A 10,146-nucleotide genomic window follows, 5' to 3' on the forward strand; every position below is an offset into this window, starting at 1 on the left:
CTGGTGAGCGACGAAACTCGCCCTCCTGGAAGCCCACCGTTGGACCTGAGACGACGTCCCATTTGGTGAGTCGGCGGCGTGACCAACGGCTTCGACCACGACTCCGGCCGCGGCGACGACTGCCTGGCCACGTACGTCGAGGCGGTCCGGGACGTGGCGCCGGACCGCCCGCCCGGCACCGCGGTCTCCTACGGCGGCCTCGGCCACGTGGTGCTGGGCAGGGTCATCGAGCAGGTGAACGAAAGCCGCGTTCTGCGCCGGGTGGGGGAGGCTTTCTCGGAAGTCATTCGGCCCGGGCGTGAACTTTTCGACGGAGCAGCGGTAAGTACAGGCGAATCTGCCCGCTGCCGCGCCCAGGCACCACGTGAAGGAGCTGACCAGTTCATGGCCGAACCGGCGATAGCCGAGGCCGCCGACGACGACCTGATCCGCCGATCGTTGCGGGAGCCGGAGGCGTTCGCCACGGTGTTCGACCGGCACGCGCCCGCCCTGCACCGCTATGCGGCCCGCCGGCTTGGCCAGGACTCGGCCGAGGACGTTGTGTCCGAGACGTTCCTGTCGGCGTTCGAACATCGGCATCGCTACCAGTCAGGCCAGGCCGATGCCCGGCCCTGGTTGTACGGGATCGCCTCGAACGTGATCGGCAAGCGGCGGCGCCGTGAGCTGGCCAGGTATCGGGCGTATGCGCGTGGCGGCCTGGATCCGGCGGAGATCAGTGGCGGCCGGGTGGAGGACGGAGTGGGAACGCTGGCGGTCAACCGGCCGCTGGTCGCGGCACTGGCTGGGCTGCGCACCGGGGACCGGGACGCGTTGCTGCTGGTGGCCTGGGTGGGGCTGACCTACGAGGAGGTGGCCGTCGCGCTGGGCATCCCGGTCGGGACGGTCCGCTCGCGGCTCAACCGGGCACGAGGCAAGGTCCGCCAGGCGTTGGAAGGAACCGATCATGGATGAGATGAAGGAGCTCGGACACCTGTGGGCGGACACCCCCGAGGCCACCGAGCGTGATCTGACCATCGCCCGTGCCGCCCTGGTGTCTCGGATCGCCCGGCCGGAACGCCGTCGCCCGCTCCGGTTCCGGCTTGCGGCGTCGCTCGCGCACGCCCGGCGCCGGTACACCGTCCGGCTGGCCGCGGTCGGTGTGCTGGCGGTGGCGCTCACCGCTGCGATCATCGCAGCGCAGGTGGGCCTGGGCGGGCAGGAGGCTCCGCTGGGCGCGCCTCCGGCGAGCGCTCAGTCCGTGTTGGAGCAGGCTGCGCGGGCCGCCGCCGGCCAGCGGGACCTGGTGCCGGGCCCCGGCCAGTACGTGCACACCAAAACGCGGGTCCAGCGCATGCTCTACACGCAAAACCCGTCAACCGAGCAGCTGCTGACCGCCCTGGTGACGGCGGACGAGGAACGCTGGGAACCCGCGGACCCCGACAAGCCATGGCTGAACCGTGAGCGTGCCGAATCCGCCACGGGCCCAGTGCCCAGATGGCTGTGGGACAAAGGTGTCGAGGACACCCTGTACGAGTCGTCCTGCCCCGGCCGACGTGCTTATGTGCGCCTGGGCGCCTGGCCCACCGATGCCGCAGGAGTGCGCGCCAAGCTCGCGGCACAGGCAGGCACAGATCCGCTGCGGATGTGGTCGGAGCTCAAGCAACTGGTCGCGGAGTCCGTGATCCGCCCGATCCTGAGTGCCGCGCTCTTTCAGGTGGCGTCCGACCTCGACGGGATCCGCCTGATCCCGGACGCGGTGGACGCGGCGGGCCGGCCGGGCGTCGCGGTGGCCATGGACGAGGGCAAGGGCCGCCGCTCTGAGCTGATCTTCGACCGGCGGACCTACCTCTACCTGGGTGAACGCACGGTGAACACCAGTGACGTCCAGGTCAAGGCGCCCGGCGGCGTCTACACCACCCCGAAGGGTACGGCGACGGGCACTGCCGTGCTGACCGTCGAGCTGGTCGCCGCGCTGCCGGAGGTGTCGCCCAAGGCCTCGCGGCTGCGCATCCCCTGCTGAAACTTCCGCGATCCGGCGCTTTTCGCGCCGGGAGTTCTGTTTCGCATGTCCGGATTACGAAGGGAAACCACCATGTTCGTTGCCAAGGCGGTCGCTGCCGCCCTGCTCGCAACCTCGTTCGGCGGCCTGGCCACGCCCGGGACGGAGGCCGCCTACGCCAGCAAAGCCAAGATCGAATCAATGCGGGCCGACTGCATGAAGGAGCAGGGCCTCACCTATCTCCCCGAGAAGGTCGTCAAGCGCGATCGGACGAAGGAGGAACGCGCCCGGCTCGCGGGCGACCACGAGGCGCTGCGGGCCTACCGCGCCAAGTACGGCTTCGGCGTCTGGTCCAAGCTCGTCTTCCCCGGCGACCCCGCGGTCGACCGGGACATGGGCGAGAGCAGGAACAACAAGCACCTCATGTCCCTGTCGGCCAAGGACCTCAAGGCCTGGCGGGCCGCGGACGAGAGGTGTTTCGCCAAGTCCGTCAAGACCGTGCTGGGCAAGACGGTGACCTCGGAGGCCGACTTCCTCTCCGAGGTGAACGCGGCGCTCGGCAACGGGCTGCGCGAACTCGACGCCGATCCGAAGCTGTCCGCGCTGGGCAAGGACTTCGGCGCCTGCCTGAAGATCGCCGAGACCAGGCCGACGGCGCTGGCCGATCGAGGGCGGGCCACGTTCACCAAGCAAGCCACCGAGGTCGCCAGGACCCAGAGCAAGGGCTCGCTTCCGAAGGGGGCTGTCGTGATGCCCCGGCTGACCCCCGAGCAGGCCAAGCCGTACCTGGACAAGGAGGTGAAGGCGGCACTGGCCGACCTGGAGTGCGGCAAGGCCTTCTACCCGGCGTACGCGCCCCGGGCACGGGCTGTCCAGGAACGGGTCTACCAGGAGTACGCGCTGGACTTCGCGCTCTGAGCACCGCTGCCCGGCGGACCGCGTGGTCCGCCGGGCAGCGTCCGAGCGGAGATCATCTTTCACCTCAGAGAGGCAGGACATGAGCTTAGGCAGTGGGCTGATGGCCGCGGTACTGGCCGGGGCTGTCGGATTGGCGGCCGTTCAGCAGCCCGTTCCCGTCGATCGCGCGAGCGCTGCGCACGAGACCGGTAGCGTCACCCTCCTGACCGGCGACCGCGTCGTCGTGACGGGCGGCGGTCACCGGGTGGAGCCCGGACCGGGGCGGAAGGTGAGGTACTTCACGCAGTACCGTGACGGGCATCTTCACGTGATCCCGTCCGACGCGATGCCACTGGTGGTCGAAGGGGTTCTGGACGAGCGCCTGTTCGACGTCACCCAGTTGTTCCAGTGGCGGCTGGGCGATGCGGACAGGGCCGACATCCCCCTGATCACCCGTACAGGCACGGAGGCGGCGGCACCGCTGAAAGCCGCACAGCAGACCGGGCGGCTCACCGAGCTCGGCATGACCGCCCTGCGGCTGCCCAAGAACAGTGCGGGACAGACCTGGAAGGACCTGATCAGCAGGCCCCGGACGCGGGCCACGGACAGGACGAGGATCTGGCTGGACGGGCGCCGCCCGTTCGCCCTCGACCAGAGCGTCAAGCAGATCGGCGCCACCGAGGCCTGGCGGCAGGGGATGACCGGGGAAGGTGTCACGGTCGCCGTTCTCGACAGCGGCTACGACCCCGACCATCCGGCCCTCAAGAACGTGGTCACGCAGGCGCGCAGCTTCACGGGCGACTCCGACCCGCGCGACACGCTCGGCCACGGCACGCACGTCGCGTCGATCATCGCGGGCGCCGGGGAGAAGTACCGCGGCGTGGCACCGGGGGCCAAGCTCGCCGTCGGCAAGGTCGGCGACGCCGAGGGCATCACCGACTCCGCGTTGCTGGCGGGCATGGAGTGGGCTGCCACCGAGGTCAAGGCGAAGATCGTCAGCATGAGCATCGGCGGGATCGACAGCCTGGATCTCGACCCGCTGGAGGAGGCGGTCAACACACTCTCGGCGCGGACCGGCGCGTTGTTCGTCGTGGCCGCGGGCAACGATGGCGGCCCGGCCGCGGTGAGCAGCCCCGGCAGTGCCGACGCCGCCCTGACCGTCGGCGCGGTCGACCGTGCGGACCAGGTGGCCGGGTTCTCCAGCCGTGGTCCCAGACTGGGCGATCACGCGATCAAGCCGGAGATCACCGCTCCCGGCGTCGACATCGTGGCGGCCGCCGCCGGCGGCACCTACGTCGCGCACAGCGGCACCTCGATGGCCACGCCACATGTGGCAGGGGCCGCCGCCATCCTCGCCCAGCGTCATCCCGGCTGGAGCGGCGAGCGGCTCAAGGCCGCCTTGATCGGCACCGCCGCCCCCACCCCCGGCGCCACCCTTTATGACCAGGGCGGCGGGCGGGTGGACCTGGTCCGCGCGCTCGCGCAGCCGGTCGTTGCCGTACCGGCCACCGCCTGGGCAACCTTCCCCTGGGACGGCTCGGGTGCTCGGCAGACGACCAGGACCCTCACCTACGCCAACTCCGGCGACGCCCCCGTCACCCTGGACCTCGCCGTCGAGGGTGACGTGCTGAAGCTGCCGACCGACCGGCTGCAGGTGCCGGCGGGAGGGGAGGCCCAGGTCACGCTCACCATCGACACCGACGGCAAGAGCATCGGCGAGCACACCGGCGTCGTCACCGCCACCTCGGGCGACACCGTCATCCGCACCCTCGCCGGCGCGTACGTGGAGCCGGAATCGGCCGACGTAACCGTCACGGGCATCAACCGGAGCGGTGGCCCCGCCGCGGGCTTCGGTACGTTCTACAACCTCAAGACCGGCAGCTACCACCCCGTCATGCTCAGGAAAGGCGCGGCCAAGGTTCGCCTGCCCAAGGGTTCGTGGAACCTCTACCTGGACTTGTTCGAAGGCTCGACGTCCACGACCGCACACCTTCCGGTGAACGTCGGTGGCGATGATCAGGATCTGGTGCTGGACGCGCGCCGGGCCAAGCAGATCCGGTTCACGGTGGACGAGCCGACCGCCGCCCCGGAGCAGTTCCTCGGGCTCACCCTGGCCAACGGCGCCTGGTACTTCGGCTGGATAGCCGCCGGGGATCCCGGCCAGGACTTCTTCGTGTTTCCCGTACGCCAGCCCGGGCTGCAGTACATGACCAACACCATCTGGCACAAGAAGGACACCTCACCCAGCCCTTACCGCTACGACCTGGTCGACTACCACACCGGCGGCATCCCGGCCGACCCCGCCTACGCCGCACGCACGGCCGACCTGGTGAAGGTGAGCGCGACCTATCGGGCCTCGGGCGTGCCAGGCCAGGGTACGGCGGCCGTCGGAGCCCGCATGCCCACGCTCGACTGGTCCTTCGCGCTTCCGTCACCCGCCGTCGATCTCCCCGGCGCCATGACGCACTACCGAACGCCCGGGTTCGTCTGGGACGGCGAGTTCCGGACCGGCACCTCCACGCTGATCGGCACGAGCGGTCGCCTGGAACGGGGACCCGTCCGAGAGGTGTGGAACGTCGCGGTTGTCGGCCCGGGATTCGCCGCCTCCGGTGGCGAGCGTATCGGGAATGAGGTGAAGGTCTCGGCCGCACAGCTGTTCACCGACGGCGTGACCGGGCGCAGCGGCTCCGATACCGCGGCCACCGGCGCCCTCACCCTCGCCAGGAACGGTGCTGTGATCGCGAAAGCCGACGTGACAGGCTGCGCACCCACGGAACCGGACAAATGCCGCCTGTCAGCTCAGGTCCCGCAGGCCGCCGAAACCTACACACTGACCGCGTCGGTACGCAGGCAGGCGCCGCACGCGGCTCTCACCACGGCGGTGGACGCCGTCTGGACCTTCCGCTCGGCCGGCACCGCCAAGCCGTCACCGCTGCCCTTGATGGCGGTACGCTACGCGCCGACCGGCCTCGACGACTCCAACCGCGCCCGTCCGGGATCCGTGACCCGGGTCCCGATCTGGATCGAGCGGAACCCCGGAGCCGCCAAGGCCGCGGTGCCGTTCCTCAAATTGGAGATGTCGACCGACGACGGCGCAACCTGGCGCCCGATCCCGGTGCTGTCCGGCACCTCCGGATGGACGGCGCTGCTGGCCAACCCCGGCACTCCGGGATTCGTCTCGTTGCGCGCCACAGCGACGGACACCGCCGGTAGCCGCGTCATCCAAACGATCAGTCGCGCCTACGCCGTCGCCTAACCGAAGCAGTAGTTGGTGGTGGCTTGCTTGAGGCCGTCGGTGTCCGACGCGCGGATGCCGCCGAGCTGCACGCCGTCCGGCGGCCGCCGACCCTCCCAGGACAACGACACCTTCGCACCCGAGGATGGGTGTGGCTGCCGAGTTACCCGTGACCGCTGGTCAGCCGTCGATCCAGGGAAAGCCGTCGGGGTCGGCCGCGGATCGGGCGCGAACCACCGCGTCGTCATGTCCGGCCACGTCATTGAGGAAGGGGAAGTCCTCGGGAATGACCCGGATCTTGGCCACTGGCTTGGCCGGCGTCAGTTTGGCCACCTGGCGCTGGCGAACACCTCGGACCGGAGGCTGATGCTCGAACCCCTCGGCGGACAGGAGATAGACCGTTCCTTCCTGCCATGGGCCGAGGTCGAGCACGGGCCGGCTGATGGAGAAGTAGTAGCAGGTCTCGCCGGCGAGGTCGCTGCACGAGTTGAGCATCGACAGCGGATGATCGCGGTTGAGTATCGCGTAGAACATCGGCCAGATGCCGTCCGACGCGGCATAGACGGCTGTGCGATCACCGAAGGCGTCGCTGTCGTAGGAGCGGCGTGGATCGAAACGCTCGACCGAGGGATTGTTCGAGCCGTGGAGGACGTATCCGGCTTGATCGGCGACGTAGCAGAGGAACTGCCACTTCGGCGCGGCCAAGGTATAGGCAATCGGCTTGCCGGGTCCTTGGGCGACCGCGTCGGCGAGCAACGCGGCGAAGTCGGCCAAGGTCTTGTCATCCGGGCTGAACGGCGGCCGAGGCAGCCAATAGGAAGGAAGATCCACGACCTCAACCTATGCAAGGAAACCCTGCCGGCGACGCAAGATCCGTGTCCTGGATCCGCGGTTGGAGAAAATCCGGGGGCCGGCGAACTCCGGCGTGAGCATTCGGGGCAGCCTGATGTGCTCGGGCGGGTCGAAAGAGAGCAGGTCACCGGCTCGCAGCCGAGCGCCGCGGTCTCCCTCAGGTCCGGCGAGCCGCTGAGCAGGCGCGTTGCTGAACGGCTCCAGATCGCTGAGCACCACCCGGACATCAGAGAGTCTGGTGACGAGCCACGCGCCTCCTGATCAGGATCTCCACCACGATGAGCCAGCAGGAGGGGCGGCACTAGGACCCGTGAGGTGACGGCGAGGCAGGTGAGCGCGTAATTGCTTGAGGAGGGAATCGCCGCCCTGGCCCAGACCGGGCACCACCGGGTGCGCCGCGTCGCCCGGTCCGCTCTCGATCACCACGGCTTTCATGCGATGCGGCCCTTCCCTGTCCTGACCCGAGCGAATCGGCGTACGAATGGTAGGCGTACTGCCGTTGAGAAACCGATGACGGTCATGGCGACCGGAGTTCGGAGGGTTCCAGGAGAACATTCGCCGGCATGGCGGGGGACAGGCCCGAAAGAAGGTCGGCGGCGTCCAGCAGGCGTGCCTCGCCCAGGGCGTACGGATGCAGCGCGTACGCCCGCGCACCCGGCAACTCCACATCACCCGAGACCAGCACCGCCAGGTCCGTGCCGTCCGGCGGCCCCTCCAGGGGCGGGGCGTCGGCGCGCGCCACCAGGCGGGCGGCGAACTCCTCGGCGTCCTCGCCGGGGCGCCGCTCGTACCGCACCAGGGAGTCGTCGCGGCGGCGCACCACCACGTCACCGGCCCGCGCGGCGGCGTGCCAGCAGCCGATCTCCCACAGCGTCACCCGGTGCTCGAAGGCGCTCTCCAGTGCGGCGCCGAGCGCGGCCAGCTCGTCGGCGTTACGCGCCACGTTGTTGCCGTAGCCGGCGGCGGACAGGTTGAGGTCGGCCCAGCGCATCGTACGCGTCCACAGATCGGCCACCAGCGGCACCAGGATCTTGGCCGGCCCGGAGAGGTCGAACCGCTGCCGCACCGCCACCGGGTCGAACTGCCCCGACGGCCGCTCCATGAACCCGGCGTACCCCCGCACCAGCTCCTCGAACGGCACCGCGTTGAAGCTGAACACGACCGGCACGAGATAGCGGGCGGGCAGCGCGCGCACGTCCACGTCGATGAACTCCGACGCGCCGAGCGGCACCGGCGCCGAGGTCAGGTCGCCGGAGTGGACGAGCCCCTTGCCCAGCCGCAGCCGCGTGTAGTCGCACAGGCCGGCGAACCGCCAGCCCTCGTCGAACACCGCCACCGACAGGTCCAGGTCCACCCGCGTGCCCGGCGGCTCGGCCCAGTGCAGGAAGAAGCGGAGCTTCTCGGCGCGGGGGATGGGCTGGACGCTGCCGCGCGCCAGGCGGACGAGCGCCGCCGAGGACGACCGTTCTGAGGTGGGGGCGATCAGGTCGGCGGCGGCCTCGTCCAGCAGCACGCGCCGCAGCGGCGGCAGCTCGCCCGCCCGCCGCAGCAGCTCCGCGGTCAGGACGTGCTCGACCTCCAGCACGACGTCGTCCGCCAGCGGAGGCCGGTCGTCGCGCAGCGTCCAGAACCGTGACGTGCCGCCGCGCGGCAGGAACATCCTGACGCCGCCGGGCGGCGTCCTGACCTGGCCGAGCGCCGCGAGCAGCACCCCGGGCGCGACCCGCCGGGCCGCGTCCTCCAGCACGTCCAGGGGCACGGGCCCGTGCCGCAGGAGGTGGCACAGGCGGCGCAGCAGCTCGCCGGGGCGCTGGGCCAGCAGGGCGCACGCGTCGGCGTGGCGGCCGTCGGCCAGGGCCGCCTCCACCCGCCCGGCGAACGTCGCCACCCGCACCCGCCCGTCGCGCACCTCCACGTCGGGATGGCGGGCGGCGCCGTCGAGCAGGGCGCGGCCGAACGGCGTGCCAGGGTCCAGCCGCGTGCCGCGCACCGCCGCGAACGCCACCGCCGCCCGCGGGAAGCGGGCGTGCTGCTCGTGCGGGTGCAGCACCTCGGCCAGGTGCTTCCACTGCTCGCGGTACCGGAGCAGGTCCTCCAGCAGGTACGGCATCGCGTCCAGGCAGCCCAGCACCGCGCGGCGCACCCGGCGGGGCAGTGACCCGCGCCGCAGGGGCGGGACGCGCAGCCCGGGATCGGCGTCCATCAGCGCGTACAGCACCCGCAGCACGTCCGTCGCGGTGTCCGCGTGGCGCGGCAGCAGCTCGTCGGCCCCCCTGCGCAGCCCGTACGCCACCACGGCCGCCCTCGTCTCCTTGACCGGGATCGCGTCGGGCAGCCACGAGGCGGCGGCGGGCCAGTTGTCGTCCAGGAGCGTCCTGAGGTCGGCCCGCTCGGGCGGCTGCATGGGCGTGCGGCGCGCCAGCAGGGTCGTGGCCAGCTCCCGGCACTCGGCGGCCGGGTCGCCGCACAGCCGCAGCAGCGTCGTCGTGGTCACGGTGTCGCGGTGCGCGGAAACCTGCTGTTCCGACGGCTGGAGGAACGGGTCGTCCAGGTCGATCCGGCGATGGCAGATCGGGCAGGCGCTGAAGTCGGAGCCGTCCCAGCACGTACGGCACACCAGGTGGGCGCACGGCGACACGGGACGCACGGTCCCGGCCTCCCCGCACAGCACGCACGGGCGCGCCGGATCCTGCAGCAGCAGGCTGAACACCCGCCGGACGTAGAAGGCGGACGTATCGGATGGCACGCTCTCCGGAAATTTCCGAAACAGCGGGATATGTGAGTCGTTCGCCCCGAGCTCGTCCCGCAGGCAGTGCAGCAACCGCCGCCCCGCCTTCGTCAGCTCCTCCGCCGAGAGCCCCGCCAGCGCCCGGTACAGCTCTCCGGACACCAGGAACCCGAGCTGCAGCAGTTCGAACTCCAGCGCCGCCACCCCGGACGTCACGTTCGCGCGCACCATGCCGAGCCGCCTGGGCAGCTTCCCGACCGGCGGAGGCACGCGCGCGTCCGCGGTCAGCGGCCCGAGGGCGACCAGCCTGCGGCGGCGCAGCAGGACCTCGCCGGAACGGTTCACCAGCCACCCCCGCGGCCTAGTGCCGCATCATCTTGGGTTTGCCCCGTTTCGTTGGGACACGCCGATCAAGGTCCCACCGCGGTCGGCGTGATCGCCTCAGACTCTGTTCGT

The 10,146-nt window shown here is 70.8% G+C and carries 6 protein-coding genes; 4 read left to right on the top strand and 2 right to left on the bottom strand.

All coding sequences use genetic code 11. The features are described from left to right. Positions 1–78: 78 nt before the first annotated feature. The 4 genes from ACIBQ1_RS21175 to ACIBQ1_RS21190 all read left to right on the top strand — a co-directional run bounded on the left by ACIBQ1_RS21175 (position 79) and on the right by ACIBQ1_RS21190 (position 6,131). The gene (locus ACIBQ1_RS21175) at positions 79–951 is read left to right on the top strand and encodes a sigma-70 family RNA polymerase sigma factor (protein ID WP_397279742.1); all 873 of its coding nucleotides are present in this window, start codon (positions 79–81) and stop codon (positions 949–951) included. Then, positions 944–1,999 (top strand): CU044_5270 family protein, encoded by a 1,056-nt coding sequence (locus tag ACIBQ1_RS21180; RefSeq protein WP_397279744.1) that lies wholly within the window; start codon positions 944–946, stop codon positions 1,997–1,999. Before ACIBQ1_RS21175 ends, ACIBQ1_RS21180 begins: the two co-directional genes overlap by 8 nt. 72 nt (positions 2,000–2,071) lie before the next feature. Further along, entirely contained in the window at positions 2,072–2,896 is an 825-nt protein-coding gene (locus tag ACIBQ1_RS21185; protein WP_397279746.1) for a hypothetical protein, read from the top strand. A gap of 79 nt (positions 2,897–2,975) precedes the next feature. Further along, the gene (locus ACIBQ1_RS21190; protein ID WP_397279748.1) at positions 2,976–6,131 is read left to right on the top strand and encodes a S8 family serine peptidase; all 3,156 of its coding nucleotides are present in this window, start codon (positions 2,976–2,978) and stop codon (positions 6,129–6,131) included. A 159-nt stretch (positions 6,132–6,290) separates the two neighbouring features. Here ACIBQ1_RS21190 and ACIBQ1_RS21195 read toward each other — a convergent pair whose 3' ends face one another. Both ACIBQ1_RS21195 and ACIBQ1_RS21200 read right to left on the bottom strand, forming a co-directional pair. After that, positions 6,291–6,941: a hypothetical protein gene (locus ACIBQ1_RS21195; protein ID WP_397279750.1), complete on the bottom strand. Its 651-nt coding sequence runs from the start codon at positions 6,939–6,941 to the stop codon at positions 6,291–6,293. Positions 6,942–7,479: 538 nt separating this feature from the next. After that, positions 7,480–10,035: an MXAN_6230/SCO0854 family RING domain-containing protein gene (locus ACIBQ1_RS21200; RefSeq protein ID WP_397279751.1), complete on the bottom strand. Its 2,556-nt coding sequence runs from the start codon at positions 10,033–10,035 to the stop codon at positions 7,480–7,482. Positions 10,036–10,146 lie beyond the last annotated feature (111 nt).

Origin of the sequence: Nonomuraea sp. NPDC050153, assembly GCF_044460125.1 — a bacterium.
GTDB lineage: Bacteria > Actinomycetota > Actinomycetes > Streptosporangiales > Streptosporangiaceae > Nonomuraea.